The 26,995-nt window shown below is 61.3% G+C and carries 26 protein-coding genes; 21 read left to right on the forward strand and 5 right to left on the reverse strand.

What is annotated here, in order from left to right:
* Positions 1–129: 129 nt before the first annotated feature.
* Entirely contained in the window at positions 130–1,230 is a 1,101-nt protein-coding gene (locus NKH35_RS14135; protein ID WP_023670694.1) for a glycosyltransferase family 9 protein, read from the forward strand.
* Between the two features lie 89 nt (positions 1,231–1,319).
* Positions 1,320–2,096: a polysaccharide deacetylase family protein gene (locus NKH35_RS14140; protein ID WP_352914980.1), complete on the forward strand. Its 777-nt coding sequence runs from the start codon at positions 1,320–1,322 to the stop codon at positions 2,094–2,096.
* 163 nt (positions 2,097–2,259) lie between these two features.
* Here NKH35_RS14140 and NKH35_RS14145 read toward each other — a convergent pair whose 3' ends face one another.
* Both NKH35_RS14145 and NKH35_RS14150 read right to left on the reverse strand, forming a co-directional pair.
* A complete protein-coding gene (locus tag NKH35_RS14145) occupies positions 2,260–2,649 on the reverse strand; it encodes a DUF427 domain-containing protein (protein WP_023698131.1) in 390 nt (129 codons plus the stop codon).
* 160 nt (positions 2,650–2,809) lie between these two features.
* Positions 2,810–3,169 (reverse strand): hypothetical protein, encoded by a 360-nt coding sequence (locus tag NKH35_RS14150; protein WP_023670697.1) that lies wholly within the window; start codon positions 3,167–3,169, stop codon positions 2,810–2,812.
* Positions 3,170–3,481: 312 nt separating this feature from the next.
* Between NKH35_RS14150 and NKH35_RS14155 the strand changes: the two genes are divergently transcribed.
* Both NKH35_RS14155 and NKH35_RS14160 read left to right on the forward strand, forming a co-directional pair.
* Entirely contained in the window at positions 3,482–5,110 is a 1,629-nt protein-coding gene (locus NKH35_RS14155; RefSeq protein ID WP_023684604.1) for a fatty-acid--CoA ligase, read from the forward strand.
* A gap of 122 nt (positions 5,111–5,232) precedes the next feature.
* On the forward strand, positions 5,233–6,015 hold the full coding sequence (locus NKH35_RS14160) for a DUF1499 domain-containing protein (RefSeq protein WP_352914983.1): 783 nt from the start codon (positions 5,233–5,235) through the stop codon (positions 6,013–6,015).
* A 4-nt stretch (positions 6,016–6,019) separates the two neighbouring features.
* Here the strand turns inward: NKH35_RS14160 and NKH35_RS14165 are convergent, their stop codons facing one another.
* On the reverse strand, positions 6,020–6,928 hold the full coding sequence (locus NKH35_RS14165) for an MBL fold metallo-hydrolase (RefSeq protein ID WP_352914985.1): 909 nt from the start codon (positions 6,926–6,928) through the stop codon (positions 6,020–6,022).
* A gap of 117 nt (positions 6,929–7,045) precedes the next feature.
* On the opposite strand from NKH35_RS14165, the gene NKH35_RS14170 reads away from it, so the two are divergent.
* The 14 genes from NKH35_RS14170 (at position 7,046) to NKH35_RS14235 (ending at position 21,378) form a co-directional block, all read left to right on the forward strand.
* Positions 7,046–7,639, forward strand: a complete 594-nt coding sequence (locus tag NKH35_RS14170) for a biotin transporter BioY (protein ID WP_352914988.1) — start codon at positions 7,046–7,048, stop codon at positions 7,637–7,639.
* A 388-nt stretch (positions 7,640–8,027) separates the two neighbouring features.
* Positions 8,028–8,909 carry a glucose-1-phosphate thymidylyltransferase RfbA gene (gene rfbA / locus NKH35_RS14175; protein ID WP_352914990.1) on the forward strand — a complete coding sequence of 294 codons (882 nt, stop codon included), beginning with the start codon at positions 8,028–8,030 and terminating at the stop codon, positions 8,907–8,909.
* Position 8,910: 1 nt separating this feature from the next.
* A complete protein-coding gene (rfbC, locus tag NKH35_RS14180) occupies positions 8,911–9,465 on the forward strand; it encodes a dTDP-4-dehydrorhamnose 3,5-epimerase (protein ID WP_023687179.1) in 555 nt (184 codons plus the stop codon).
* A gap of 25 nt (positions 9,466–9,490) precedes the next feature.
* Positions 9,491–10,585 carry a dTDP-glucose 4,6-dehydratase gene (rfbB, locus tag NKH35_RS14185; RefSeq protein ID WP_023670704.1) on the forward strand — a complete coding sequence of 365 codons (1,095 nt, stop codon included), beginning with the start codon at positions 9,491–9,493 and terminating at the stop codon, positions 10,583–10,585.
* Positions 10,582–11,511 (forward strand): dTDP-4-dehydrorhamnose reductase, encoded by a 930-nt coding sequence (rfbD, locus tag NKH35_RS14190; RefSeq protein WP_352498443.1) that lies wholly within the window; start codon positions 10,582–10,584, stop codon positions 11,509–11,511. Before rfbB ends, rfbD begins: the two co-directional genes overlap by 4 nt.
* 124 nt (positions 11,512–11,635) lie before the next feature.
* Entirely contained in the window at positions 11,636–12,370 is a 735-nt protein-coding gene (locus tag NKH35_RS14195) for an ABC transporter permease (protein WP_352915000.1), read from the forward strand.
* 35 nt (positions 12,371–12,405) lie between these two features.
* Positions 12,406–13,131, forward strand: a complete 726-nt coding sequence (locus NKH35_RS14200; protein WP_023687183.1) for an ABC transporter ATP-binding protein — start codon at positions 12,406–12,408, stop codon at positions 13,129–13,131.
* Entirely contained in the window at positions 13,131–14,600 is a 1,470-nt protein-coding gene (locus tag NKH35_RS14205) for a rhamnosyltransferase WsaF family glycosyltransferase (protein ID WP_023805752.1), read from the forward strand. The genes NKH35_RS14200 and NKH35_RS14205 overlap by 1 nt, the downstream gene beginning before the upstream one ends.
* An 82-nt stretch (positions 14,601–14,682) precedes the next feature.
* Complete coding sequence (locus tag NKH35_RS14210; protein WP_023805751.1) at positions 14,683–15,348, forward strand: sulfotransferase; 666 nt, start codon at positions 14,683–14,685, stop codon at positions 15,346–15,348.
* A 72-nt stretch (positions 15,349–15,420) separates the two neighbouring features.
* Positions 15,421–16,215: a sulfotransferase family protein gene (locus NKH35_RS14215; RefSeq protein WP_023805750.1), complete on the forward strand. Its 795-nt coding sequence runs from the start codon at positions 15,421–15,423 to the stop codon at positions 16,213–16,215.
* Entirely contained in the window at positions 16,215–17,582 is a 1,368-nt protein-coding gene (locus NKH35_RS14220; RefSeq protein ID WP_023805749.1) for a sulfatase, read from the forward strand. The genes NKH35_RS14215 and NKH35_RS14220 overlap by 1 nt, the downstream gene beginning before the upstream one ends.
* A gap of 178 nt (positions 17,583–17,760) precedes the next feature.
* Positions 17,761–19,749: a nucleoside-diphosphate sugar epimerase/dehydratase gene (locus NKH35_RS14225; protein WP_031205950.1), complete on the forward strand. Its 1,989-nt coding sequence runs from the start codon at positions 17,761–17,763 to the stop codon at positions 19,747–19,749.
* A 139-nt stretch (positions 19,750–19,888) separates the two neighbouring features.
* Positions 19,889–20,821 carry a glycosyltransferase family 2 protein gene (locus NKH35_RS14230; protein ID WP_352723754.1) on the forward strand — a complete coding sequence of 311 codons (933 nt, stop codon included), beginning with the start codon at positions 19,889–19,891 and terminating at the stop codon, positions 20,819–20,821.
* A gap of 17 nt (positions 20,822–20,838) precedes the next feature.
* Positions 20,839–21,378, forward strand: a complete 540-nt coding sequence (locus NKH35_RS14235) for a sugar transferase (protein ID WP_352723755.1) — start codon at positions 20,839–20,841, stop codon at positions 21,376–21,378.
* On the opposite strand, the gene NKH35_RS14240 is transcribed toward NKH35_RS14235, so the two are convergent.
* Both NKH35_RS14240 and NKH35_RS14245 read right to left on the reverse strand, forming a co-directional pair.
* Positions 21,366–22,301, reverse strand: coding sequence for an NAD-dependent epimerase/dehydratase family protein (locus NKH35_RS14240; RefSeq protein ID WP_352723757.1), 936 nt, complete (start codon positions 22,299–22,301; stop codon positions 21,366–21,368). The genes NKH35_RS14235 and NKH35_RS14240 overlap by 13 nt on opposite strands.
* Positions 22,298–23,590 (reverse strand): O-antigen ligase family protein, encoded by a 1,293-nt coding sequence (locus NKH35_RS14245; protein ID WP_031355661.1) that lies wholly within the window; start codon positions 23,588–23,590, stop codon positions 22,298–22,300. Before NKH35_RS14245 ends, NKH35_RS14240 begins: the two co-directional genes overlap by 4 nt.
* On the opposite strand from NKH35_RS14245, the gene NKH35_RS14250 reads away from it, so the two are divergent.
* The 3 genes from NKH35_RS14250 to cysN all read left to right on the forward strand — a co-directional run bounded on the left by NKH35_RS14250 (position 23,590) and on the right by cysN (position 26,850).
* A complete protein-coding gene (locus tag NKH35_RS14250) occupies positions 23,590–23,931 on the forward strand; it encodes a hypothetical protein (RefSeq protein WP_352914994.1) in 342 nt (113 codons plus the stop codon). The two genes, NKH35_RS14245 and NKH35_RS14250, sit on opposite strands and share 1 nt — an antisense overlap.
* A 73-nt stretch (positions 23,932–24,004) precedes the next feature.
* Positions 24,005–24,910: a sulfate adenylyltransferase subunit CysD gene (gene cysD, locus NKH35_RS14255; RefSeq protein ID WP_023670717.1), complete on the forward strand. Its 906-nt coding sequence runs from the start codon at positions 24,005–24,007 to the stop codon at positions 24,908–24,910.
* Positions 24,911–24,912: 2 nt separating this feature from the next.
* Positions 24,913–26,850, forward strand: coding sequence for a sulfate adenylyltransferase subunit CysN (cysN, locus tag NKH35_RS14260; RefSeq protein WP_352723760.1), 1,938 nt, complete (start codon positions 24,913–24,915; stop codon positions 26,848–26,850).
* Positions 26,851–26,995 lie beyond the last annotated feature (145 nt).

The raw sequence follows: 26,995 nt of genomic DNA on the forward strand, positions 1-26,995 counted from the left end.
TGGCCGTTTGGCGCTAAGCTTACGATTTTGTAAGCAAATTCACGCTGATGTGCGCGCCCCAACACGCAATCCCGACATCGTTTCTTCCCAATTTCACGGCCCCCCAACCCGCCCGGTGCCGAGAAAAAGATGTTACAGATTTCGCCCAGACCCTTCCGCTCGATCCTGATTATCCAGACCAAGTTCATCGGCGATATTGTTCTGTCCTCCACGCTCGCCAAGAACCTGCAGCTCGAATATCCCGGTGTCAGGATCGTCTTTCTCTGCGAGGCGCGCCTCGCCAGTTTCGTCACCGCGCACGGCATCGCCGCCGAGGTCGTCAGCTTCCGCCGCGCCGCCATGCGCGGCACCCCGCTGGAGCGTGGGCGCGAGCTCTATTCTATGATCAGCAAGCTGCGCCAATTCCGTTTCGACCTGACCATCGACCTCACCGATTCAAAGACATCGCGGCTCATCGTCAGGTTCCTCAACGCCAGCACCCGCATCGGCTACAATCCTCCGGAAAGGCCGCTGCGCTGGCATGAGCGCCAGCCCGCCAATGTCTTTGCCGAGCCGTTCGGTTTTGGCGAACGTCACTATCTCTACCGCTACCTTTCGCCGCTCGAGCCGCTCGGCGTCGGCCTGCGCGTGCGGGTGCCGTCGATTCGGCCATTGCCGATGGAGACGGCGAGGGCCCAGGCATTGCTGGACAAACACCATTTGCGGCCAAACGGCTTTATCGCGGTGCATGCCGGCGCAAGTTTTCACGGCCGGCGCTGGCAGCATGAACGCTTTGCCGCCGTGATCGACACGATTTCGCGCGAAACCGGACTGGATTTCGTACTCGTCGGCGGCCCTGACGAGCGCAAGCCGGCCGAACAGATCCTCGCCAGTGCCGCGTCGATCGTCAACCTCGTCGGCGCGCTGTCGCTGGAAACGCTGCTGGCGGTGTTGCAGCAGGCGCGGCTGTTTGTCGGCAATGAGAGCGGCCCCATGCACATGGCAGCAGCGGCCGGAACGCCGGTTGTCGGCCTTTTCGGCCTGACCAGCCCGGCCGTCTGGGGACCGGTCGGCGTGCCCAGCCTCGCCTTGCAGCCATCCATGCCGTGCAATTGCGTGGCGGGCAGCCTGTGCAATCCGCTCGATCCCAGCAAGGCCTGCTGCGTCTGGCGCCTCGAGGTCGAACCGGTCGTCGCGGCCGTGCGCGAAGTCCTGTCACGCACGCATGTGGAACTGGAACACGCCGTCTGACGGTGCGCGGCGGTCACATTGTCGGGATATCAGCTTTCTCACGGCCACTATCCCAATTTCCGCCTTGTTGCGGGTCCTGGGATGCGGCTATGACAGCGCCGATTCTCAGACAAGACAGGCATCCCTTGCAAAAGCTGTTTTGCGCCTTGGCGCTATCTATCCTGGCCGTGTCCTCGGCCCAGGCCGCGCCGCTTGTCGAGCCGACGCTGCATCTGAAGGCTGAGGATGGTGGCAGTGGCAATGTAGGCCGCGTCGCGCTTACGCTCGACGCCTGCGGCGGCCAGACCGATACGAGGATCCTGTCGGCGCTGGTGGAGAACCGGATTCCGGCGACGATCCTCGTCACCGGCATCTGGCTGAAGCGCAACGCCGCCGTCGTCGAGATCATGCGCGCGCATCCGGACCTGTTCGAACTGGAAAACCATGGCGGCCATCACATCCCGGCCGTCGACACGCCGCGCAAGATCTATGGCATCCGCAGCGCCGGCAGCCCGGAAGCGGTGCGGGCCGAAGTCGAATCGGGCGCCGCCGCTCTCGCTGGCACCGGCGAGCCGGCGCCGAAATGGTTTCGCGGCGCGACCGCCGAATACAGTCCGTCGGCCATCGCCATGATCCGCAGGCTCGGCTTCAAGATCGCCGGCTTTTCGATCAACGGCGATGGCGGCTCGTTGCTTGGTGCAAAAGAAACCGCCCGGCGCATCGCCGCCGCCAAGGATGGCGATGTCATCATCGCCCACATCAACCAGCCGACCCACGCCGCCGGCGAGGGCGTCGTGCAAGGTCTGCTCGCGCTGAAGGCCAAGGGGCTGATGTTCGTGCGGCTGGATGACGCCGACGGTGTCGGCAACGACGGGACGACTGATTAGGATTGGGCGGCGGCAGGCAGTTTCATCGCCTTTGGACTAACGTCGCCGACGTTTGAGATAGCCGAGGCCTCTAAACTCGTCATCCCAGGATGAAACAGGAGCGAAGCTCCGTCGCGAAGAGCCTGGGATGACGAAGCGAGCAACGGCGGCTTGAGTCGCTTGCTCAGGCCGGTGCTGCTTCGATAGTGACCCTGTTGGGATAAAACGCGCCGTGGTCGCGAATCTCAGCCATTTCGTCGAAGGGCTGCTCATAGCCCCACATCGCGTCCTTGCCGGTCTCACCGGCCGGCAGCACGCTCCAGTAGCTGGCGTCGCCCTTGTAGGGGCAGTGGGTCGACAGGGTGGTTTTGCCGAGCTGGGTGAAGTCGATGTCTTCGAAGGGGATGTAGAATGCCTGGGGGTAGGGCGGTTCGGACAGAAGCTTCGCCCGCGTCGATGAGGCGATCACCGTATCGCCGGCACGCACGACCACGGTACCGCGATAGGGTTCGACGGTGATGACCTTGCCGGGATTGCTCTGAAAGCCGGGAGCGGGGTTGGCGATCTGGTCCATGCGGGGTTCTCCTTGTTCGATTGGGAGCACAGTCCGATTGAGAGAGTGCGGGGTTGCTTCCCATGTCCCTAAAATGTGTCTGGAGAACCCGTTGCGCAAGCCTTCGCCAGTAGGCCAGAGCTGGCCTTCCGATCACTAAAAACGATCCCGCGTGGAATGCTCAGGCTGCGGTCTTGAACACGTCCATCAGGCCGGCATAGGCCGCGGCAATACCGGCTACCGGGTTGGTGCTTCTTGACGTCGTCTCGACCTTCAGTGGGCCGCCGCCGGTCGGCAAGGTGAGCAGCAGGAACTGGCGATTGCCGCCGTCGCCGATCGATGCGGCGGCGACATGCTGGCCTTCGCCTTCGTTCTGGACGCACATTTTGAACAGCAGCGTGCCGCCGACCGCCTCAAGGGCGCCGCCGACCACCTCGACAAATTCGTCTTCGGAAACCTTTTTGGCCTCCGGCACGAGATCGGCCAGACTTGCGGCAAGCGTGTCTTCAAGCTCTTTGTCGTCGAGTTGAATATCGTCCAACTGCACGTCTTCGGCCCCGCTGTCAGCCAGCTGCCTGTCGTCGATCTGCCTGTCGTCGATCTGCCTGTCGTCGATCTGCCTGTCGTCGATCTGCGTGTCCATGCGAACCTCTTTCAGTCGCCAATCCGCACCCCTACCCCGTTAACGAACCTTAACGTCGACGATGGCCGGATTGTGGCGGTTTTCCCCGCCTTTCGATCACTGCTTGCTTCAGCCGTTAACGGTTGGAGACGTCATGGCTGGACAATCCGTCCGTTCGTCCCACAATGGAACAAAAGACGGGAAAAACGAGGAAGCAATGGGAGGAACCAGATGCTCGGACTGATGCAGGAATGGCCGCTGCTCTGCCACAAGCTGATCGACAATGCCGAGCGGCAGCACGGGACGCGCGAGATCGTCTCGCGCTCGATCGAAGGTCCTGTCGTTCGCACCACCTATGCTGAAGTTCATCGCCGCGCGCTCAAGGTCGCTCAACGGTTGGAGCGCGATGGCTTTGTGCTCGGCGACCGCATCGCGACCCTGGCCTGGAACACGGCGCGCCACATAGAGGCCTGGTACGGCATCATGGGCATCGGCGCCATCTACCATACGCTTAACCCGCGTTTATTCCCCGAGCAGATCGTCTGGATCATGAACAATGCGCAGGATAGAGGGATCTTCGTCGACCTGACCTTCATGCCGCTGCTGGAAAAGATCGCCGGCGCGGTCAAATCGCTGAAAAAGGTGATCGTCCTGACCGACAAGGCGCATCTGCCTGAAACGACGCTGCCGAATGTGGTTGCCTATGAGGACTGGTTGAACGAGGCCGATGGCGACTTCGCCTGGAAGGTTTTCGGCGAAAACACCGCAGCCGGCATGTGCTACACCTCCGGCACGACGGGCGATCCCAAAGGCGTGCTCTACAGCCACCGCTCGAATGTGCTGCATGCCATGATCGCCGCCATGCCCGACGCCATGGGCCTCTCCGCGCGGGACACGATCCTCCCCGTCGTGCCGATGTTTCATGCCAATGCCTGGGGCCTTGGCCAGAGCGCGCCGATGATCGGCGCCAAGCTGGTCATGCCCGGTTGCAAGATGGACGGCGCCTCGATCTACGAGCTGCTCGACACCGAGAAGGTGACCTTCAGCGCCGCCGTGCCGACCGTCTGGATGATGCTGCTGCAGCATCTGGAAGAGACCGGCAAGAAGCTTCCCTATCTCAGCAAAGTCGTCATCGGCGGCTCGTCCTGCCCGCGCGCCATCATCAGGAAATTCCAGGACAATTACGGTGTCGAAGTCATCCATGCCTGGGGCATGACCGAAATGTCGCCGCTCGGCACGCTGTGCACCATGAAGCCGCAGTATCAAGCGCTCGAGGGCGAGGACCGGCTCGATATCCAGGGCAAGCAGGGCTACCCGCCCTTCGGGGTCGAGATGAAGGTGACGGATGACGACGACAAGGAATTGCCTTGGGACGGCAAGACCTTCGGCCGGCTGAAGGTGCGCGGTCCAGCCGTCGCCAGCGCCTATTATGGCGGCGTCGGAGCCGAGCAGTTCGACAAGGACGGCTGGTTCGACACTGGCGATGTCGCCCATATCGATTCCGGCGGCTACATGCAGATCACCGATCGCGCCAAGGACGTCATCAAGTCGGGCGGCGAGTGGATATCGACCATCGACCTGGAGAACCTCGCCGTCGGCCATCCCGATGTCGCCGAGGCCGCGGCGATCGGCGTCCATCATTCGAAATGGGGCGAACGGCCCTTGCTGGTCGTGGTCGCCAAACCCGGCAAGGAGCCGAGCAAGGCGGACATACTGGCGTTCATGGACGGCAAGGTGGCGAAATGGTGGATGCCCGACGACGTCGCTTTCATCAGCGAAATCCCGCACACCGCCACCGGCAAGATCCAGAAGATCACCTTGCGCAAGCAGTTCAGCGACTACCGCCTGCCGACGGATTGACCGGGACCGTGCGTTTCCTTGACCTTCAAGCTACCGGCGGCAAAAACGTTAGGGCAGGGGATGTTCAATTTGAGCATCCTTTGCTCTAAGCGTCTGTGCGGGTTGGGGCGGTGCTGAAGACAATGGAAATTGACGAGCGGCAGACATCGAAGGCGGCCGGCTGGTCGCGGCGCACGGGCGCTTTTGCCCTGGTCCTGCTGCTCACCGTGCTGGCCGGCCATCATTTCGAACTGGTCGAAACGCCGGCCTTCCTGTGGGTGCTGGCGATCGTCGCCTTGCTTGCCGCGTTCGCTTTGCTGTTTGCCGGCCTCGCTTTGTCCCGGCTGTGGCATTTCGGTGACCGTGGCGGCCGCGACCTCTCGGTCGGCGCCCTGCTGGCGCTGCTGGTGCTGACGCCCTACGGCTTTGCCACCCATTTGGCGGCGACCACGCCGCCCCTGAGGGACATCACGACGGACCTCGACAATCCGCCAGTGCTCGACACCAGCGACCGCACCAAGGACATGAACGTGCTCGCGCTGCCAACGCCGGGCGAAGCGCGCCTGCAGGCCGACGCCTATCCGCTGGTCACCGGGCATAGCTACAATCTGCCTTTCGAAACCGTCGTCGACGCCGTTGAAACCGTGCTCGACCGCCGCGATTGGCAACTTACCGCGCCATACCCAGTGACCGACGGTCAAGACGAGGTGACGATATCGGCCGTGGCCCGGAGCTTCGTCGTCGGCCTGCCCGCCGACGTCGCCATCCGGGTCAGCAATGATGGCGACACCATCGTCGTCGACATGCGCTCGGCCTCCCGCTACGGCCGCTACGACCTCGGCGACAATGCGGCGCGCATCGTCGGGTTCCTCGCCGAACTCGACCAGGAGGTTGCGGGCCAGGTGGGTGCGGCTCCGGCCGAGTAGTTCTCTACCCCACCGGCACAAAGACGCCGTCGATGGCCGGGTCACCCTGGGTGGCAACCAGGCCGCGCGCCACCAGGTCTTCGAGATGGGCAAGCACCGACAGGCCGGCAGCGCCATGCAGGCGTGGGTCGGTGTCCCGGTAGATCGCCTTGACCATGTCCGGGATCGTCCGGTCGCCGTCGCGGATCCGCTCGAGGATCGCCCGTTCGCGCATCTTGCGATGGGTCTTGAGCCCGTTCATGAAGCTGAGCGGCGCGGTCACCGGGCCGCCGTGGCCGGGCAGCAGCAGGCGGTCGCCGCGCGCGATCAATTTATCCAGCGAGGCCATGTAGTCGGCCATCGCGCCGTCCGGCGGCGCCACGATCGACGTCGCCCACGCCATCACATGGTCGGCCGAAAACAGGATGCCGGTGCCTTCGAGCGCAAATGCCGCGTGATTGGCGGTGTGGCCCGGCGTCAGCACCGTCCGGATCGTCCAGCCATCGCCCTCGACCAGCGTATCGTCGGGCAAAGTGACATCCGGCACGAAACCGGTGTCGGCGCTGGCGTCGAGCGGATTGATCTCGCCGATCCGCAGCGGCCTTGCCGGGCGGTGCGGGCCTTCGGCCAGTACAATAGCGCCGGTGTGCGCTTTCAGCCGGGCGGCCAGCGGAGAATGGTCGCGATGCGTGTGGCTGACGAAGATATGGCTGACCGGCCGGTTTGCGATCACCTTGAGCAGCGTCTGGAAATGCGCCTCGTCATCGGGGCCGGGATCGATCACCGCCAGCGTATCGCGCCCGACGATGTAGCTGTTGGTGCCGTGAAAGGTGAACGGGCTGGGGTTTTTGGCGGTGACGCGCAAGACGTCCGGCGCAACGGTGACGCCCTCGCCATAGGCCGGATCGAAGCTGGTGTCGAATTTGAGCGCCATGGCGGTGTCGTTGAATCTCTGTTCAGGAAGACGGCAAAACTGATTGCCGCATAACACGGAAGCCAATATAGAAAAACGCAAGGCCGCGATCTGCGGCAATCCGGATTGGGGAAGACCATGGCACTTGCAACGACGATGCGCCCGCTTGTTTCTCTCGCTTTGCCCCAGGAGGGCGCGCAGCGCCTGGCAACCCAGCTTTTGCTGGCGATCGCCGGAACGCTGCTTTTGACCCTGTCGGCCAAGACGAAAGTCGTGCTCGGGCCGGTCGACATCTCGATGCAGACGCTGGCCGTCCTGCTGATCGCCACCGCATTTGGCCTGCGGCTTGGCGTCGCTACCCTGCTTCTCTACATGGCCGAAGGCGCCATGGGCTTCCCGGTCTTCCAGAGCACGCCTGAAAAGGGCATCGGCATCGCCTACATGATCGGCGGCACCGGCGGTTATCTCGCCGGCTTCGTCGTCATGGCGGCCATTGTCGGCTGGGCCGCCGACCGCGGCTGGGACCGCCACCCGATCAAGTTGTTCAACGCCATTCTGGTCGCCGAAATCGTCATGATGGCCATGGGCTTTGCCTGGCTGGCCACCCTCATCGGCGCGGAAAAGGCGTGGCAGTTCGGCGTTTTGCCGTTCGTCCTCGGCGACCTGATCAAGGTTGCGCTCGCCGCCAGCCTGGTGCCGGCGGTATGGTCGCTGCTGCCCAAGCAGCCCTGAAACCGGACAAATGAATGAGCCGGCGGGCCCACGGCCCCCCCGGCGTTTTTTTTGACCCCGGCCCCCCCCCCGGGGGGGGCGGCGGTTTTGGGGGCGCCCCCCCACGCCCCCCTCAACCCGCAAAATTCATGGCCCGGGGGGCCCCGGGGCCCGCCGGCTTTTTGTTGTCACGCGTCCGCCAGCCGATGGCGGGACGCCGGTTTGCCAAATCGCCGCATCTATTGCAGCGTCAGCTTGTGCCTGGTCGGTCAAATTGCCGCGAGGCGGCAGATGCAGAGCAATTCTGGCGCCGATCCACGGCCGAGATTGAATTGACAAGCCATTGCGCGAAACCTAAGCACGGGCAACTTGATTTCGAGGCGGGGGCCGGCAATTCAAGGAGAGCTTGTTGAAGGGAATAATCCTTGCAGGAGGCAGCGGGACGCGTCTGTATCCCCTTACATTAGCGATCTCTAAGCAGATTCTGCCGATATACGACAAGCCGATGATTTTTTATCCGCTGAGCGTCTTGATGCTCGCCGCTATCCGCCAGATTTTGATCATTTCGACACCTCGCGACTTGCCGGTGTTTCGGGAGTTGCTGGGCGACGGTTCGGAATTCGGGGTCGAATTCTCCTATGCCGAGCAGGCGCAGCCCAACGGGCTTGCCGAGGCCTTCATCATCGGCCGCGACTTCATCGGCAAGGATAATGTGTCGATGATTCTCGGCGACAACATCTATTTCGGCGAGGGCCTGTCGCAGCTCTGCCGCACTGCTGCGCAGCGCCAAAGCGGCGCGTCGGTGTTCGCCTACCATGTCGAGGACCCGCAGCGCTACGGCGTGGTGTCGTTCGACAAGCTCAGCGGCACGGCTTTGACGATCGAGGAGAAGCCGCGGGAGCCGAAGTCCAACTGGGCGGTCACCGGCCTCTATTTCTACGACAATGAGGTCGTCGACATCGCGTCGACGATCAAGCCCTCGGCGCGTGGCGAACTCGAGATCACGGCGGTCAACAACGTCTATCTCGAGCGCGGGAAATTGCACGTGCATCAGCTCGGCCGCGGCTATGCCTGGCTCGACACCGGCACGCATGACAGCCTGCATGAAGCCTCTTCCTTCGTGCGCACGATCGAGCACCGCCAGGGGATCAAAGTCGCCTGTCCTGAAGAAATCGCTTTCGAGCAGGGCTGGCTGACCGCCGACAAGGTGCTTGAGCGCGCCACGCGCCTGGGCAAGAACGAATACGCCGCCTATCTGCGCCGGCGTGTCACCGAGCTGACGGAGACATAGGGTGCTGGAAGTCAGGCAGCTCGGTTTGGACGGCGTGCTGGAAATCGTGCCGAAGCGGCACGGCGATGCGCGCGGTTATTTCATCGAAACCTGGAATGCCGAGGCCTTTGCCGAGGCCGGCATCGATCTGCGTTTCGTCCAGGACAATCATTCCTATTCGGCTGCCGCAGGTGTCGTGCGGGGGCTTCACTATCAACTGCCTCCACGCGCGCAGGACAAGTTGCTGCGTGTGATCCGAGGCAAGATTCTCGACGTGGCGGTCGACATCCGCCGCAGCTCGAAAACCTTCGGCAAATGGGTCGCGCTCGAAATATCGGCCGAGAGAGGCAACCAGATCCTCGTGCCGAAGGGTTTCGCGCACGGTTTCGTCACGCTCGTGCCGGACACCGAGGTTCTGTATAAGGTCACCGACACCTATTCGCCGGCGCATGATCGATCGATCCGTTTCGACGATCCTGATATCGGCATCGATTGGCCGTCGCCGGCCGGCGCCTTCGAGCTCTCGGCCAAGGACCTCAAGGCGTCGGCGCTTGCTGAGGCCGAGGTGTTCGCATGACGCGCGACGATGTGAGGAGAGCGCCATGAATTTTCTGGTGACAGGCGGTGCCGGCTTCATCGGCTCGGCCGTGTGCCGGCATTTGTGCGCCAATCCCGCCTACCATGTGACCAATCTCGACAAGCTCACCTATGCCGGCAATCTGGCCTCGCTGCGCACCATCGAGAATGCACACAACTACAAATTTGCGCAGGCCGACATCTGTGACGAGCGGGCGGTTCTCGACATCCTCCACCGCGACGAGATCGACGTCGTCATGAACCTCGCCGCCGAAAGCCATGTCGACCGCTCGATCGACGGACCCGGCGCCTTCATCGAGACCAACATCGTCGGCACCTACCGGGTGCTGAATTCGGCGCTCGAATATTGGCGCGGCCTTGACGAGGACAGGAAGGCGCGCTTCCGCTTCCACCATGTCTCGACCGACGAGGTGTTCGGCGATCTGCCCTTCGATGGCGGCATGTTCGTGGAGGAGACGCCTTACGCGCCATCCTCGCCCTATTCCGCCTCCAAGGCCGCATCCGACCATCTGGTGCGGGCCTGGCACGAGACGTACGGCCTGCCGGTCGTGCTCTCCAACTGTTCGAACAATTACGGGCCTTATCACTTCCCCGAAAAGCTGATCCCGCTGGTCATCCTCAACGCGCTCGACGAAAAGCCGCTGCCGGTCTACGGCGCTGGCGCCAATGTGCGCGACTGGCTGTTCGTAGAGGATCACGCCCGTGCTCTGGAACTGGTCGCCACAAAGGGCCAGCCCGGCGAAAGTTACAATGTCGGCGGCAATTCCGAGCGTACCAACCTTGGCGTCGTCGAGACGATCTGCGGCCTGCTCGACATCAGGCGTCCGCGCAGCGGCGGCAGGAGCTACCGCGATTTGATCAGCTTCGTGACCGATCGGCCCGGCCACGACCGCCGCTATGCAATCGATGCCTCCAAGATCGGCCGGGATCTCGGTTGGGCGCCGGCGGAGAGTTTCGACAGCGGGCTTGCAAGGACCGTCGACTGGTTCCTCGACAACAAATGGTGGTGGGGACCGATCCGCGAGCAGCGCTACGCCGGCGAGCGGCTGGGGCAAGTCCGGTCGCGCGGCCAGGTTGAAGGCAGGAAGGGCGCGGCGTGAGGCTGGTTGTCACCGGACGCGACGGTCAGGTCGCTGCCAGCCTGCTGGAGGCCGGGCAGAGGCGCGATGGCATCGAGGTCGTCACCCTCGGCCGCCCAGTGCTCGATCTGGCGCGGCCCGATACGGTGTTCGACGCACTCGCGGCAGCGCGGCCGGATATCGTGGTGTCGGCTGCCGCCTACACCGCCGTCGACCAGGCCGAGGACGAGCCCGATCTTGCCTTCGCTGTGAACGCCGTCGGCGCCGGCAAGGTCGCCGAGGCGGCCGCGAAGCTCGGCGTGCCCGTAATCCATCTGTCGACCGACTACGTCTTCGATGGCACCAAGGACGGCGCCTATGTCGAGACCGACGCCACCGCACCGCTCGGCGTCTACGGCGCCTCCAAGCTTGCCGGCGAGCTGGCCGTGGCCGCCGTCAATCCGCGCCATCTGATCCTGCGCACCGCCTGGGTCTACAGCCCGTTCGGCAAGAATTTCGTGAAAACCATGCTGCGGCTGGCCGGCGACCGCGACGAGATCGCCGTGGTCGCCGACCAATGGGGAAATCCGACATCCGCACTTGATATTGCCGACGCGATCCTGCATGCGGCGGCGGTGTTGCGCGGCGACGACAGCTTCGACGGCTATGGGATCTACCATCTCGCCGGAGCCGGAGACGTCAACTGGAGCGGCTTTGCACGCCACATTCTGGAGGCAAGCCTGTCACATGGCGGGCCGTATGCTGCGGTACGGGATATTACGGCGCGCGACTACCCGACCAAAGCGCGTCGCCCGGCTAATTCGCGTCTTTCGACGCAAAAATTCACAGCCGCATTCGGATCGGAGGCACAGGGGTGGCAGCAATCGACAGGGCTTGTGGTGCGCCGCATCTTGCAAGCCCCGCCGGCAGCATGGAAAGACGTAGCGATTGTGTCTGTTAAGCGATGAAACAGCTTGTCGCTATCTTTATGTCGGCCGAGTCGCCATATCGCGGCGCCTTCATGCCTGTCGCGGAAATTACCAAGCCTGAGCAAGTTACACTGAAGGAAGTATCATAATGTCGGGTGTATCAATGGTTTGGCTTCGGCTCGCGCAGTTTGACATACGGCTTCGTTACCGAAATTCGACTTTCGGGCCTTTCTGGATTACGCTGAACACGGCAATATTTGCCCTTTCAGTTGGGCTTCTATATGCTGTGTTGTTTAAGCAGCCAATAAGGGAGTTTATACATCACTTGGCTACGAGTGTAGTCTTGTGGCAATTTCTGTCTGGAGCAATAATTGAAGGTTCGGAAACTTTAATTGGATCTCACGATCTTCTTCTAAATACGAAGATCTCGCCGGCCTCATGCATATTTCGTTGTGTCTCTAAGAACATAATAATATTGATGCACAATGTGCTAATTATATTTATAACTCTAATTATTGCCTATCCGAACTCCGGCTTGAACATACCAATGTTCATCGTCGGAACCGCGCTGTTGGCTGCCCATGCCGCCTGGATATCGACAATCGTAGCGATTGTTTCTGTGCGATACAGAGACGTTCCGCTGATCACCGCTGCCGTTATGCAGCTTCTGTTCATGCTTTCGCCGATTATCTGGACGGCAAAGGTTCTCCCTACCAGCTCTCCGTTCCTGGTCTACAATCCTGTCGCCTACATCATCGATGCAGCGCGAACTCCACTGATGAGCGACGGCACCGACTACATGAGCGTGCTCGTGTCCGCCATTATTGCCGGCGCGGGGAGCACCGCCGCCTATCTTCTCTATCGAAGGACGGAGCACCGAATTCCGTACTGGCTTTGAATTCTGACGCCGTCACACAATTATATGGAAGCCCCATGTCACCGCCATCCATTCATCTGAGCGACGTCACCGTCCGAATTCCGGTCTGGTCCGCTCCGGCAAATCGTTCTCTCAAGCAAGCCGCGCTCCGTTTCACCACGGGCGGGCGTTTGCTGGCCGGTGACTCCGGCCGTTTCGAAGTCGCGGCTCTCGATGGCGTGTCGCTCGATCTTAAACCCGGCACCCGGCTGGGGCTGAGCGGGCACAACGGTGCTGGCAAGACGACACTGTTGCGCGTCTTGGCAGGCATTCTCAAACCCACCAGCGGGACAGCTGTGATCAACGGGGACTCGGCCGTCCTGATAACGCCCTCCATGGGTTTATCTCCCGAACTCACGGGCCGAGAGTTCATCCGGCTCCAGAGCCTCATGACCGGTATCGCCCCCCGTGAAATCGAGCGCCAGACCGAATCGATTATCGAGTTCTCGGAACTGGGCGATTTCATAAATTTGCCGGTACGCACCTACTCGTCCGGCATGCAGACACGGCTGTCGTTTTCGGTTGTCACCGCATATCCGACCGATATCGTGCTTCTTGACGAGGGGCTGGGCACGGGCGACGCGTCATTTCAAAAGAAGGCCAGAGAGAGAATGGAGCATTGGCTCAACAATGCCGCCATTGTCGTGCTGGCATCGCATTCCGATGCCCTGATCCGGTCGATGTGCAGTTCCGCGGTGTTTCTCGAGAAAGGTCGCGTCGTGAGAGAGGAGACCTTTGGCTAATGCGTCGTCAGCTGACTGCAACGCTCGCCGGCGCCGGCGCCCGCATCTTCGGGCACCAGGATTTGAAACAATCCTACCATAAGGTCTTCGACCCCGACGTTCCCCTGCAAAGCTATAGGGGCAGGCTTGCCTATTGGTGCATGTCGGCGGCGCACCGCCTTGGCTTCCTCTCCGACCTGCAACTGTCCTACCTGTCGCAGCTGCCGCTCGTCCCGGCGGTCGCTCCGCCAAACCATGTCTATGATCACGAGTTCTTGAACCTGCGGCTGAATCGAATCTACGACATGCCGGACGTCGAGATAGACGAGCGCCGGCCGCAGACGATCAATGTCCTGGTTCCTGCTTTCGACTTCAAATCGATCTCGGCCGGGTTCTTCGGCGTCTTCCAGATGGCGCTGTTCTTGCGCAAGACGGGCATCAATGTTCGCCTCGTCCTATTTGATAATTTCTATTTCAATATCGCCGACTTCAGAGAAAAGGTTTTGAAATACCCCGGTATGGAGGGTGTCTTCGACGAACTCGAAGTCGAGTATATCGGCGAGAGGCGGAAACCTCTTGCTATATCGCGCTACGATTATGCCGTGGCAACCGTTTGGTATTCAGCCTATTTTGCAGAAAAGATTACAGCGCGCACAGAGAGAAAGAAGTTTATATACCTGATACAGGACTATGAGGCTGCATTTTATCCGGCAAATAGTCTATATGCCGTTGCAGATCGTACATACGCGATGGACTACGACGCGATATTTTCAAGCGAAAGCCTTATGCAGTTCTTCATTTCGAATGATGTCGGCGGCATAAGGTCTCGCGGCATGTCGCATACGTTTTTCAACAACGCCTGCTCGTCCAATCTCCTGCCCAAGGACATGTTCATCCAACGCAATCTTGCAAAGAAAAAGAAGACGATCGTCTTCTATTCTCGGCCGGTGGTGGATCGGAATATGTTCGAACTTACAGCGTTAGCTCTTACGACGGCCTTCAGGCGGGGCATTTTCGACCCCGAGGAATGGGATTGCGTGGGCATGGGCTTGGGAGAAGGTGTTGTCGAGCTGCAGCCCGGGGTTCGATCGGTTTCGTTGCCAAGGATGGACCTCAGCAAATACATCGAGGAGGTCTCGGGTTTTGATATCTGTCTCACGCTGATGGCTTCTCCGCATCCGAGCATGATCCCGATGGATCTGGCCGGATCCGGCTGTGTCGTTGTGACAAATACCTTCAAGACAAAAACTGATGATTATTTGAAGGGCCTCAGCGGAAATATCATCCCGGCTGCTTCGGAATTGAATGAAATCGTTTCAGCTTTGGAGCTGGCAAAGTCGAGGAGCGAGGACCTGGAGCAGAGGTACAAATTCGCCAAGGCAATGAAGTATCCGCGGGATTGGGACCAGTCGCTCACTGCCAAACATCTGAATTTTTTCAAGCGTCGCCTGCAGGTTCGCGCGGAAAAAGCAGCAACAGGCAAACAATAACCGTCATGAATTTTTTCGATTGCCGGCGCCGCGGTCGGGGCGACTGCGAACATTGGGACACTAGGAGCGTAAGACGGTGGCGATGGCTACATCACACAAGGCGGTCAGACTCGCGTTGCCGCGGGGGCCACGAACCCTGATAGTGGTCGGATGTGGCCGGGGCGGCACAAGTCTCGTCGCCGGTGCGGCCATAATCCTGGGCGTGCCCATGGGATCGTCACCCGATTCCATCATCCACGAGGATATGGAGCTCGTTTATGCGGCCCAGGGTCGGGACATCGATGGCCGCCTGATCGATGATTCGGCAGATGATGGCTTGAAGAAGCTGGAAGAGATCATCGAGGCGAGAAATGATGCCAATGATCTATGGGGTTGGAAAGATCCGTCTGCCGATCTTTACCTCGGGGCGATAGCGGAGGTCGTGAGGAACCCGTTCATCGTGTTCGTCAACCGTGACATGGCTGCGGTCGCCCAGTCCGAAGTCAAGCAGATGCAGTCCTCGATCGAGCAAGCCTATGACCTGGCGCTGATCAGGTACAGCAGATATTGGGAATTGCTGCAGCGATTGCAGTGGCCGACGCTCCTTGTCAGCTATGAGCGTTCGCTGTTGAACCCGGAGTCACTGTTGTGCGAGATCGCAGATTTTATTGGACTTGAGCCCCCCAGCGAAAGACAGCTTGATTTCATCAAGCAGTTCGCTTCCGGGCGGGATTATCAGGAACTGGACTTGGCAAACGCCGCTGTCTAGGCTTCCTTGATGGCTTGCCGGGCACTTTCGTCGGGGGGCGAGAGACAGTGGTAACAAGGACGTAACCTTGGCATGGGGGCGCATGCATTGGACCAGCCTGTGTTGGGTTTCATCGTTGGTGGGGTGCAGAAGTCCGGCACGACCAGCCTGTTCGGCTATCTCAGCCAACACCCACAGCTGGCGACGCCGTCCGTCAAGGAGATGCATTTCTTTGACGACGAGACGCAGAACTGGACGGAGCCGGACTATCGCAAGTTGGGAAGCTTTTTTTCCGACGATGCTGGGAGAGGCATCGGATTTGACGTGACCCCGATCTATCTCTTCTGGCCGCCATCGCTGGAACGGATAAAGCGATACAATCCCGCAATTAAGCTTGTCTTCATCTTTCGCGATCCGATCGAGCGAGCGTGGTCGCAATGGCGTATGGAGACCGGTAACCGGTCGGAGTATCTGCCTTTTCACCTGGCGATCCGGCAAGGCCGCTGGCGACTAAAGGGGTTGGATCAGACCGATCCGGCATGGCGTGTGTATAGCTATGTCGAACGGGGCTTTTACGCACGCCAACTACGCCGGCTATTTGCCTTGTTCCCAAGGGAGAACGTTCTGCTCCTGCGTTCACTGGATTTGTTGAGGGATCACCAACCTACGCTGGATGCCGTTGCCGGGTTCCTTTCCATCCAACCGTTTCTCCCCCTTGCTCCGCGAACAGATCAGCTTGGGAGACGATGTGAGAACGAGCTTCGACCTGAGGACGTAACCTATTTGCGCGAGATTTTTTACGATGACACCGTCGAATTCTCCCGACTTTCGGGGCTGTCGGTTTCCGACTGGCCGACTATTGATTCGGGCTTGGCGGTAGAAGGCTGATGGAGCGACCCAACATCCTCTTCATCGTGGCTGACGACCTCAATTCCTGGATTGCGCCGTTGGGCCGCCATCCGGACGTCAAGACGCCTGCAATCGACCGACTCGCATCGCGTGGAACGACGTTTCTGCGCGCCTACTGCACGGCGCCCTATTGCAATGCCAGCCGGATGTCCGTGTTTACCGGATGCCTGCCGACGACAACGGGTGTCTATCAGAACGAGCCATTCTGGGAGGCGCCGCTGCGCCGGGTCACACTGCTCGAGCGCCTGCGCGAGGCCGGGTATTTCTGCATGGGTGCGGGGAAAGTGTTCCATGGCAGTTTCGACTACGCCGATGCAGGGCGCAACAGGACGCCGTCGGCAAGATGGAGCGACATCGAGAACCGCCCAGCCTTGTGGGACGAATTCCATACGACCGCCGCCGAGCCGATGCCGTTGCATCGGCCGCTCAACCGCATGTTTGATTTTGATGATTTCCCGAACGTAGCGTCGATGAATCATCACTTCGATTGGGGCGCCATCGAATCCGCTCGCGAGCCGGAGATGCCCGATTTCAAGACTGCGGACGCGGTTTGCGCCTTCCTGCAAAAACCGCACGAGCAGCCATTCTTTTGCGCGACGGGTTTCTACAAGCCGCATTTGCCCTGGTACGTACCGCAACAATTCCTTGATCTTTATCCTCTCGACAAGGTCAGCCTGCCCTTTGTCAAGAATGACGACCTTGACGACGTTCCCGCCATCGCAAAGGCTTGGGCTCTGTCGCCGCCTGACCACGAAACCGTCCTGAAACACGGGCAATGGCGCAACGCCGTCCAAGGCTATCTCGGGGCCATTTCCTACTGCGACAGTCAGATTGGACGTGTGCTTGACGCCCTGGATGCTTCGCCCGCCGCCGACAATACGATCGTGGTCCTTTGGGGAGACAACGGGTTCCACCTGGGCGAAAAGCTGCACTGGCGGAAATTCGTGCTGTGGGAGGAAGCAACGCGAGTGCCCTTCATTCTGGTGCCGCCACGAGGTATGGCGACATCGGCTCGCGTCGACCAGCCGGTCAGTCTGGTCGACTTGTTTCCTACGCTTCTTGATCTTTGCGGGTTCGAGCCACCAGCGGACATAGACGGCCGTTCACTCATGCCTTTGGCGCGGGGCGGCAAAATGGAAGACCATTGTGCGATCATGACATGGTTGCGCGGCAATCATTCTGTGCGGTCAAGCCGCTGGCGCTACACGCGCTACTCCGACTTGTCGGAAGAACTCTATGATTTGAGCGCCGACCCTTACGAGTGGAACAATCTGGCCGGCGACGCCCGCTTTGAGCAAATGCGCATGGATCTCGGTGCGCGCCTCCCGCCCGATCGCCTGGATTGAAGGCCAGCCAAGGGAATTTCCAAAAAAATATCTGGCGATCACTACAACTCCACGCTATGCGATACAAAGCGGCGGGGCTGGGGATTGGCACTCTAAACAGGTGATCGGTGACGGGTTTCCGTCGCTCTTGCACCACGTTAGTGTCCATGTCCTTGCGCCTGGAGTTCAGTACTACCCAATGACATCCTATGTAGAGGTCGTGTCCGGACTTCGGCCGAAGATGCGGCGCGCCATTATAATGATCCAGGATCTGGTCATGGTCCTGGTCGCGGTGGCGCTGAGTCTGGGGCTTTCTCAGTCGAGACTTTCATTCGACGCGCTCTCCACGGCCGGCCTGGCCTGCTGGGCAAGTATTGTTTTTCTCAGCCATATGCTGTTTCGCTATTGCGGCCTCTACAACACCGTGTGGCGTTTCGCCTCCACGCCGGACTTCTTCAACATCCTGAAGAGCTGCGCCATCCTGACCGTCACGCTCTATGTCGTCTCGCTGGCGGTTCGTTCGTTTCAGCCGGTGACCGGCCTCAACGAGCGCCAGTTCATCGTCTTTTTCCTCGTCTCCTTCACCATCATATCGGCGCCTCGGCTCTATTACCGGTTCCTGCGCGACGGGGCGAGCTGGCGAATCCTGAGCCGCAACGCAAACAATGCGGCGATCAAACAAGCGCTGTTCGTCGGCAGGCTTGGCGAAGCAGACGTCATCATCCGCTTCACACGCACGGCCGAGCCGGCCGAATATTCCATCGCCGGCATCATGGCCATCGAGAACGGCGCGCCGTTGGGCACGCAGATACAGGGCGTTCCGGTGGTGGCCGTGCGGCCCCGCCTGGTCGAGGTCCTCGAAGAATATGCAAGAGGCACCAAAAGCCTCGACATGCTGATTTTCGGCAATGGCACCGAACGCGAGATCGAGGAATATTCGGAACTGGTCCGTGTCGCCCGTCACAGCGGTATCGCCGTCGTCCAATTCTCCGGCGTTTCGGAGCTCGGCCAAGGCGGAAAGCTGGTACTCGACGCTGTCGAGATGGAAACCATCCTGCGCCGCTCCACAGTTGCTTCCGATATTGAGCGGATCGGCGGCTTTATCGGTGGCAAGCGCGTCCTGGTCACCGGCGGCGCCGGCTCAATCGGTCGCATCCTGGTCAAGCGGTCGCTGGAACTTGGCGCCGAGGCGGTTCTGGTCGCCGATATCTCGGAGTTCGGTATTTTCCAGCTCGACCAGCAGGTTGACGAAAAGGACCATGTCCGGCTCAAGAGCCGCATCGTCGATGTCACAGACCGGCGCCAGATCACCCGCGTCGTCAGCGATTTCAAGCCCGACATCATCTTCCATGCCGCCGCGCTCAAACATGTGCCGCTGCTCGAGGAAAATTGGGAATCGGCGATCCAGACCAACATTTTGGGCACCCTCGTCTGCGCCGAGGTTGCCGCCAAATGCGGGGTGCCGCAGTTCCTGTTGATTTCCAGCGATAAGGCGGTCGATCCGACCTCGGTGCTCGGTATGACGAAACGCGCCGCCGAGCAGATCGTCTCTTCGCTGCACGAAACGCACGCCACCGGGCCCAGCGGCCGTCGCTCCGGCACCAAGTTCATCGCCGTGCGGTTCGGCAACGTCTTCGGCTCCAATGGCTCGGTCGCCACCATCTTCCAGGCGCAGATCGAGGCCGGCGGTCCGGTCACCATCACCGATCGCCGCATGACCCGCTACTTCATGACGGTGGCCGAAGCCGTCGACCTCGTCATCATGTCGGCGGCCGACGCCGAGCGGCGCCAGGGCAAGGACGACTACGCCATCTACATGCTCGACATGGGCAAGCCGGTGCCGATCCTCGAAGTCGCTGAAACCATGATCCGCATGGCCGGCAAAAGCCCCTACACCGACATTCCGATCCGTTTCACCGGGATCAGGCCGGGCGAGAAGCTTCACGAAGTGCTGCATGGCGGCAATGAGGAGATCGTCGCGCTGGATATCCCCAAGATCTTCGGCCTCAGGACCGATGTCGTGGGATGGCCCAAGGTCCAGGCGGCGCTGACATTGCTGCAGGCGGCCATGCGCGATCAGGACAAGGCCTCGGCGCTCGCCGTCATGGCCGGCCTCTATCAGGCGGAAGAGCCTCCAAGTGACGCACGCCGGGAAACCGTTGCGAAAACAGTCGGGCAAGCTGGTTAGAGCAATTCCAGGAAAAGTGTCGAGCGGTTTTCCCGTCCGGGATTGCGTCAAAACAAAGAGCCTGTCCTGATCGACCGGGATTGGCTATTGAAGCCGATCCGATGGCCGTTCCCAGGCGTTTGCAGATGATTTTGAACCAGTGAGCAGACAAGATCAGCGCGTGGCCGTGCTGCTGGGCACGAAAGATGGCGCGGCTTTCCTTGACGAGCAACTCGCGTCGCTGGCTGCGCAATCGTATCCTGTTGTCGACCTCTGGGTTTCCGACGACGGTTCGACAGACGGCACCTCGGCCATTATCGGCGCCTGGCAGAGCCGCTGGACCAAAGGCCGGTTGACCCTGTCGAATGGTCCTCGCCAGGGCTTTGCCGCCAACTTCCGCGCGATGATCATCGATCCGCGCATCGAGGCCGACTACTACGCCTTCTGCGACCAGGACGACATCTGGGAGCCGGACAGGCTGGAGAGCGCCATTGCCTGGATGCAAGGGCACGATGCCGGAACGCCGCTGCTGTTTTGCTCCAGAACCGCGACCATGTCCGAAACCGGAGCAGCGCAAGGGTATTCGCCGCTGTTCCAGCATCCACCCGCATTTCGCAATGCGCTTGTGCAAAGCATTGCCGGCGGCAATACGATGATGATCAACCGCGCCGCGCGAAAGTTGCTGGCAAAGGCATCGGCAAGGACCGAGTTCGTCAGCCATGACTGGTGGACCTATCTGATCGTCACGGCTGCCGGCGGCATTGTCCGCTATGACCCGCGACCGCTGGTGCGCTACCGCCAGCATGAGGCAAACCTGGTCGGCGCCAACGTCTCGTGGAAGGCGAGGCTGTCGCGGCTGGGGCGCCTCTTCAGGGGCGAGTTCGCCGTCTGGACCGATCACAATCTGAGCGGCCTGGCGGTCAATCGCGACATCCTCTCGAGGGATGCCGCCGCCTGTCTCGGCCTGTTCATCAGGGCACGAAAGGGCGGTATCCTGCGACGCCTGCGCCTTCTCAGGAAAAGCGGCGTCTACCGGCAGACGCTGGCTGGGACGCTTGGGCTCTATCTGGCCTTCATCTGGCGGCGGATCTAGAGCATGCAGACACGGCCATGAGGGAACCCAAGCGAGCTTTCGACCTGGCGGTGGCGGCGCTGCTGCTGCCACTGGCCTCGCCTTTCGTCCTGCTTGCCATGCTGGCAATCAGGACGACGTCGCCTGGACCGGCACTCTTCTCTCAAACCCGTGTCGGCCAGCACGGGGTGCCGTTTGCCTGCCACAAGCTGCGCACGATGGTTGTGGGAACGCCGTCTCTGCCCTCGCATCAGGCGCCGGCAATTTCCGTCACTGCCGTCGGCAAGGTGCTGCGGAAATTCAAGATCGACGAGCTGCCGCAGCTTTGGAACGTGCTCAAGGGCGAGATGAGCCTGGTTGGGCCGCGTCCATGCCTGCCCATGCAAACCGAATTGATCGAACGCCGCAGGCAATTGGGTGTGCTTGCCGCACTTCCGGGCATTACCGGGCTGGCACAGATGAAAGGCATCGATATGTCGGATCCGAAACTCTGCGCCGAAACGGATGCCGAATATCTCAGGGGGGCCTCGATCGGACTCGACGTCAAAATCCTGCTTGGCACAATCTACCGGACCTGACGGGCCTGTCGTGCAAGTTCCTCAATCCGGCCGAGCGTGTCGGTTTCCGGCATCCAGCCTTCCGAGATCAGCAGTGACGGGTCGCAAATCTGTGTCGCCATGGAAGCGTCGTACGCTGCTTTTCTGCCAAGCAGTGTGGCGAACAGCCTGAATGGCCAGGCCGGCACAGGAACGAGCCGGGTCGGAACGTCGTATCCGTGCCTGAATGCAGTCAAGATTTCGAACATCGCAACGGGGGAAGCATCGCCCAGGACATACGTCGGGCGCGGTGGCGTGGGACGAGTCAAAAGATGCGCCACGGCGCCAGCCACCGCGTCGCGCGATATCAGCGAACGAACTGCGGTGAAATCGCCTAAGGGCAATGGTAAGGCAATGGCGGCAGCCCGCATCATTCCACGCAGGTTTCCCTTCATGCCTTCGCCATAGACCGGCGGCAGGCGCAGTGCCGTGGCATCGGAGGGCCTGGACGCATAGGCTTCCAGTGTCTTGATCTCGCCTTCGCGTTTCGAGCGCCCGTAGGCGCATTGCGGGGCAGGGAGCGTCGCCTCGCTGATCGTTCCGCTGAAACCGGGACCGGCTACTGCCCGGATCGACGACAGATAGATGAAGCGCCCGCTTGTCCGCGAGGCGGCCGCGCGCGCCAGCTGCGCGGTCAGTGTCGCGTTGGCTGCCATGAAGTCGGCTTCGCTCGCCGTGCGGTCATTGTTGAGCGCCGCACAGTGGACGACATGGGTGATATCTCGCATCAGCGCCTGGTATACCTGAGCCGGTGCGTCGAAGTCCGGCAACAAAACCGCATCGCTCACGGGATCGAGCCGTTCCGGGTGGCGCGATGCCATGCGCACCCCGAACCCGGCTTCGCGCAGCTGGTTGACGACCTGCCTGCCGATGAAACCCGTCGCGCCTGTGACCAGCACTTTCACGGCCGGCTTGCCTGGGGCGCCGGGGCCGGTGCCTGTTGTTCCGGCAGCATTTGTTGCCGGCCCGATGCAAGATATGTCCCGGACACCAGGAACACCATCAGTGTGGCATCGAGGATGTCGTGGCCGACCAGGATGCCGGTCAGGCCGCCGATGAGGTAGGTGATCGCAGTGACGACAATCATCGTGGCGCCGAACCGCTCGATCGCGTCCGTGCTGGTGCGCAGCACGATGGCCGCGTTTCTCGCGGCAACGAAGAACACAGCCGCGAGCGTTACGGCTCCAAGCAGCCCGGCCTCCACCAATGCAGTCAGGAAGCCATTGTGAAAATGGCTGAAGCCCGTGGACGGCATGTGGAACTGATTGTGGAATCCATCCTTTATCAGCTCACGGCTTGCAGCAATGCCGTGACCGAAAATCGGCATGTCGTGGAAGGCGCTCAGCCCAATCTGCCAAAGTGCTGCGCGCAAGCCGAGCGCGGTCGTGTGGTCGCCCTTCGTGGCGAGCGCATCCCAGTCGCTGAACAGGAAGGCCGCGCGCTCGGAAATGATGGGGAGACCAATGACCGCGATGACGATGCCGATCGCGCCCGCAATCAGCAAAAGCCGAATGGCGTTTCTGTTGTTGAGCTTGCGACGGTTGATCAGCAGGACCGCGATGCCGGCCACCAGCATCGCCAGCCAGATGATCCGCGACCCCGAATAGACAATGGCGACCGCGCCGGCCAGTGTCGCGCAGGCCAGCAACGCCCTGTTCTTTTCGACACCCGATAAGGCGCCTGCCAGGCACATCATCATGCTGAGGCAGGCGACGGTCGCGAACACGATCGGATTGCCGGCGCCGCCTTCGGCCCGTATGCCCAGCCCGTGATATTGCACGACCGCCAGCAGCAGGGCGCCAAAACAGGCGGCGGCGCTCGCCAGCACGACGATGCGCGTCAGCGTGGTTTTCTCGGTAATGCTCCAGGTCGCGTATGAGACAGGGAAAAACAGGAAGGTGATCAGCCCTGCCAGATGCGGCGCATCCCTGGCGATCGAATTGTTGACGATGGAGGCGAGCACGCTGGCTGCGCAATAGGCATAGATGGCCACCGTCATCGCGGTCATCGGCCGGTCGATGTTGAAACGCCGTCTTTTCAGCGCAAGCAGAAGCACCGACCACAGGCCGCCGCCATTGAACAAAAAGCTGACCGCCGATCCCAGTACCGGCGGGAAAAAGAAGCACAAAATGGAGAAGGTGACGTTGATCCGTGACGGCGAAACGTGCTGCTTGATGGCGGAAATCGGGGTCAATGCTCTGGTTCACAATGCGCTGGGTCGCTTGGCGACGGACGATGTTTGGCGGCGGCATTTGCGGCATGCCGCCCGGCGCAGGTTCAGGAGCCGGTATAGCGGCTGGGTGCGGTTTTCGAAAGTGCGACGAGGTCGGGCCGGCATTTCTTTCGGTTCAGGCAAGATTTTTCTGGGCCTTTGAAGGCTGTCGGTTCGCCGGGCAGGAATTTCCGGATTCGGAGCTTCTCATGGAAAATTCGTTCCCGATCGGTGTGGCCGCCGGCCTTTCCAGCGTTGTTATATCAGGTGGCGATCTGCTAGAACGCCGGCACGAACCGATAGTGTCCAGCAGTGAAGCTTGAACCGGGCGCCTGACAAGGACGCCCGATCCATCTGATGCAAGGTCTGGATGGCACGAGAGAACGCTCACAGTCCATGAACATCGCGCTTACGCATCTGCAGCGGCTCGAGGCCGAGTCCATCCACATCTTCCGTGAGGTTGCCGCCTCCTTCTCCAAGCCGGTGATGCTCTATTCCGTCGGCAAGGATTCCTCCGTGCTGATGCATCTGGCGATGAAGGCCTTCTATCCGGCCAAGCCGCCTTTCCCCTTCCTGCATGTCGACACCACCTGGAAGTTCCGCGAGATGATCGCCTTTCGCGACCAGATGGCGCAGAAGCTCGGCTTCGACCTGCTGGTCCACGTCAATGAAGACGGCGTGCGCGACGGTATCAACCCCTTTGACCATGGCTCGAACACCCACACCCATGTCATGAAGACGGTGGCGTTGCGCCAGGCGCTCGACAAATACGGCTTTGACGCTGCCTTCGGCGGGGCTCGGCGCGACGAGGAGAAGTCGCGCGCCAAGGAGCGCATCTTTTCCTTCCGCAACGCCCAGCATGTCTGGGACCCGAAGAACCAGCGGCCGGAGATGTGGAAGATCTTCAACACCCGCATCGCGCCGGGCGAATCGATCCGCGTGTTTCCGCTGTCGAACTGGACCGAGCTCGATATCTGGCAGTACATTCTGCAGGAAAACATCCCGATCGTGCCGCTCTATTTCGCCAAGGAGCGGCCGGTGGTCGAACGCGACGGCATGCTGATCATGAAGGATGACGATCGCATGCAATTGCGCCCCGGTGAGACGATGGAGAACCGTCTGGTGCGTTTCCGCACGCTCGGCTGTTATCCGCTGACCGGCGCCATCGAATCCGACGCCGACACGCTCGAAGCCATCGTCGGCGAGATGCTGACGGCGCGCACCTCCGAGCGCCAGGGCCGCCTCATCGACCGCGATGAAGCCGGCTCGATGGAAAAGAAGAAGCGCGAGGGATATTTCTGAGCATGCGCCATATCCTGGCCAAGAGCCTCGCTCCCACCGACGGCGTGCGCGAATACATGGCGGCGCAGGAGAAGAAGTCGCTGCTGCGCTTCCTCACCTGCGGCTCGGTCGACGACGGCAAGTCGACGCTGATCGGCCGTCTTCTGTCCGACACAAAGCAGATCTTCGAGGACCAGCTCGCCGCACTCGAGCGCGATTCCCGCAAGCACGGCACCACTGGCGACGACATCGACTTCGCGCTTCTGGTCGACGGCCTCGAGGCCGAGCGCGAGCAAGGCATCACCATCGACGTCGCCTACCGCTTCTTCGCCACGCCCAAGCGCAAGTTCATCGTCGCCGACACCCCCGGCCATGAACAGTACACCCGCAACATGGCGACCGGCGCATCGACTGCCGATCTCGCCATCGTGCTGATCGATGCGCGCCAGGGTGTGCTGCGCCAGACCCGGCGCCACTCGATCATCGCTTCGCTGCTCGGCATCCGCCATATCGTGCTTGCCGTCAACAAGATCGACCTCGTCGATTTCGACCAGGCGGTGTTCGACCGTATCGTCGAGGATTACCGGCATTTCTCGCACGAGCTCGGCTTCCAGACGATCGTGCCGATCCCGATGTCGGCCCGCTATGGCGACAATGTCACCAGCCGCTCCGGCAAGACGGCGTGGTATTCCGGCCCGTCGCTGATCGAGCATCTCGAAACCGTATCGGTCGACGAGGCCGCGGTCGAACTGCCGTTCCGGTTTCCGGTGCAGTATGTCAACCGGCCCAATCTCGACTTCCGCGGCTTTGCCGGCACCATCGCGTCCGGCTCCGTCGCGCAGGGCGACGAGGTGGTGGTCGCCAAATCCGGCAAGGCCTCGCGGGTCAAGCGCATCGTCGCGCAAGGCGGCGATCTTGCCCAGGCGGTGGCCGGCCAGGCCATCACCCTTGTGCTCGATGACGAGGTCGAGGTCTCCAGAGGCAACATGCTGGTGTCGCCGGCGGCACGGCCGCAGGTCGCCGACCAGTTCGCCGCCAACATCGTCTGGTTCGACGAGGCAGCGCTGCTGCCGGGACGCTCCTATATACTGCGCACCGAGACCGACCAGACCAGCGCCACCGTCACCGACCTGAAATACCGCGTCAACGTCAACGACTTCGCTCGCGAGGCGGCGAAGTCGCTCGAGATGAACGAAGTCGGCATCTGCAATATCTCGACCCGGGCGCCGATCGCCTTCGACACCTTCGCCGACAACCGCGATACTGGCGCCCTCATCCTGATCGACCGCATCACCAATGCCACGGTCGGCGCCGGCATGATCCTGCATTCCTTGCGCCGCGCCGAAAACATCCATTGGCAGTCGCTCGATGTCGGCAAGCGCGGCCGCTCCGACCTCAAGAGCCAGCGCCCCGCCGTATTCTGGTTCACCGGTCTTTCCGGCTCGGGCAAGTCGACCATCGCCAATCTGCTTGAGAAGAAGCTGTTCGCTTCGGGGCGTCACACCTACATTCTCGACGGCGACAATGTCCGCCACGGCCTCAACCGCGATCTCGGCTTCACCGACGCCGATCGGGTCGAAAACATCCGCCGTGTCGCCGAAGTGGCAAAGCTGATGGCCGATGCCGGGCTGATCGTCATCGTCTCCTTCATTTCGCCCTTCAGCGCCGAGCGGCGCATGGCCAGGGAGTTGATGGCCGACGGCGAGTTCGTCGAAGTGTTCGTCGATACGCCGTTCGAGGAATGCGCCCGACGCGACCCGAAAGGCCTTTACGCACGGGCGCTGAATGGCGAGATCAAGAACTTCACCGGCGTCGATTCCCCGTATGAAGCTCCCGAAAATCCCGAAATCCATCTCAAGACACTCGGCAAGACGGCCGAGGAGATGGTAGAGGCTCTGGAACACTGGCTGAATGAGCGCGACATTGCCGAAGACCAATATGACAGCGGCGGCGGCATCTGACGACGAAGTGATGCTCGACGGGTTAGAGCGCCCGGCGCGGGCCGCCGGGCGCCGGGGGGTGCGGGGGGTGCAGGGCCGCGGGGCGGTCGCCAGCCAGGGGGGCCCCGAGCCCGGGTCGGGCGGCGCCCGCGGGGGGGGGGCGCTC

Origin of the sequence: Mesorhizobium sp. M1143, assembly GCF_040318435.1 — a bacterium.
GTDB lineage: Bacteria > Pseudomonadota > Alphaproteobacteria > Rhizobiales > Rhizobiaceae > Mesorhizobium.

Bases quoted from the DNA above. Each gene is read 5' to 3' on its own strand.
- NKH35_RS14135 (WP_023670694.1), top strand. From the start codon at position 130: ATGTTACAGATTTCGCCCAGACCCTTCCGCTCGATCCTGATTATCCAG.
- NKH35_RS14140 (WP_352914980.1), top strand. From the start codon at position 1,320: ATGACAGCGCCGATTCTCAGACAAGACAGGCATCCCTTGCAAAAGCTG.
- NKH35_RS14145 (WP_023698131.1), bottom strand. From the start codon at position 2,649: ATGGACCAGATCGCCAACCCCGCTCCCGGCTTTCAGAGCAATCCCGGC.
- NKH35_RS14155 (WP_023684604.1), top strand. From the start codon at position 3,482: ATGCTCGGACTGATGCAGGAATGGCCGCTGCTCTGCCACAAGCTGATC.
- NKH35_RS14160 (WP_352914983.1), top strand. From the start codon at position 5,233: ATGGAAATTGACGAGCGGCAGACATCGAAGGCGGCCGGCTGGTCGCGG.
- NKH35_RS14165 (WP_352914985.1), bottom strand. From the start codon at position 6,928: ATGGCGCTCAAATTCGACACCAGCTTCGATCCGGCCTATGGCGAGGGC.
- NKH35_RS14170 (WP_352914988.1), top strand. From the start codon at position 7,046: ATGGCACTTGCAACGACGATGCGCCCGCTTGTTTCTCTCGCTTTGCCC.
- rfbB (WP_023670704.1), top strand. From the start codon at position 9,491: ATGAATTTTCTGGTGACAGGCGGTGCCGGCTTCATCGGCTCGGCCGTG.
- NKH35_RS14195 (WP_352915000.1), top strand. From the start codon at position 11,636: ATGGTTTGGCTTCGGCTCGCGCAGTTTGACATACGGCTTCGTTACCGA.
- NKH35_RS14200 (WP_023687183.1), top strand. From the start codon at position 12,406: ATGTCACCGCCATCCATTCATCTGAGCGACGTCACCGTCCGAATTCCG.
- NKH35_RS14205 (WP_023805752.1), top strand. From the start codon at position 13,131: ATGCGTCGTCAGCTGACTGCAACGCTCGCCGGCGCCGGCGCCCGCATC.
- NKH35_RS14210 (WP_023805751.1), top strand. From the start codon at position 14,683: ATGGCTACATCACACAAGGCGGTCAGACTCGCGTTGCCGCGGGGGCCA.
- NKH35_RS14215 (WP_023805750.1), top strand. From the start codon at position 15,421: ATGGGGGCGCATGCATTGGACCAGCCTGTGTTGGGTTTCATCGTTGGT.
- NKH35_RS14220 (WP_023805749.1), top strand. From the start codon at position 16,215: ATGGAGCGACCCAACATCCTCTTCATCGTGGCTGACGACCTCAATTCC.
- NKH35_RS14225 (WP_031205950.1), top strand. From the start codon at position 17,761: ATGACATCCTATGTAGAGGTCGTGTCCGGACTTCGGCCGAAGATGCGG.
- NKH35_RS14235 (WP_352723755.1), top strand. From the start codon at position 20,839: ATGAGGGAACCCAAGCGAGCTTTCGACCTGGCGGTGGCGGCGCTGCTG.
- NKH35_RS14250 (WP_352914994.1), top strand. From the start codon at position 23,590: ATGCTCTGGTTCACAATGCGCTGGGTCGCTTGGCGACGGACGATGTTT.
- cysD (WP_023670717.1), top strand. From the start codon at position 24,005: ATGAACATCGCGCTTACGCATCTGCAGCGGCTCGAGGCCGAGTCCATC.
- cysN (WP_352723760.1), top strand. From the start codon at position 24,913: ATGCGCCATATCCTGGCCAAGAGCCTCGCTCCCACCGACGGCGTGCGC.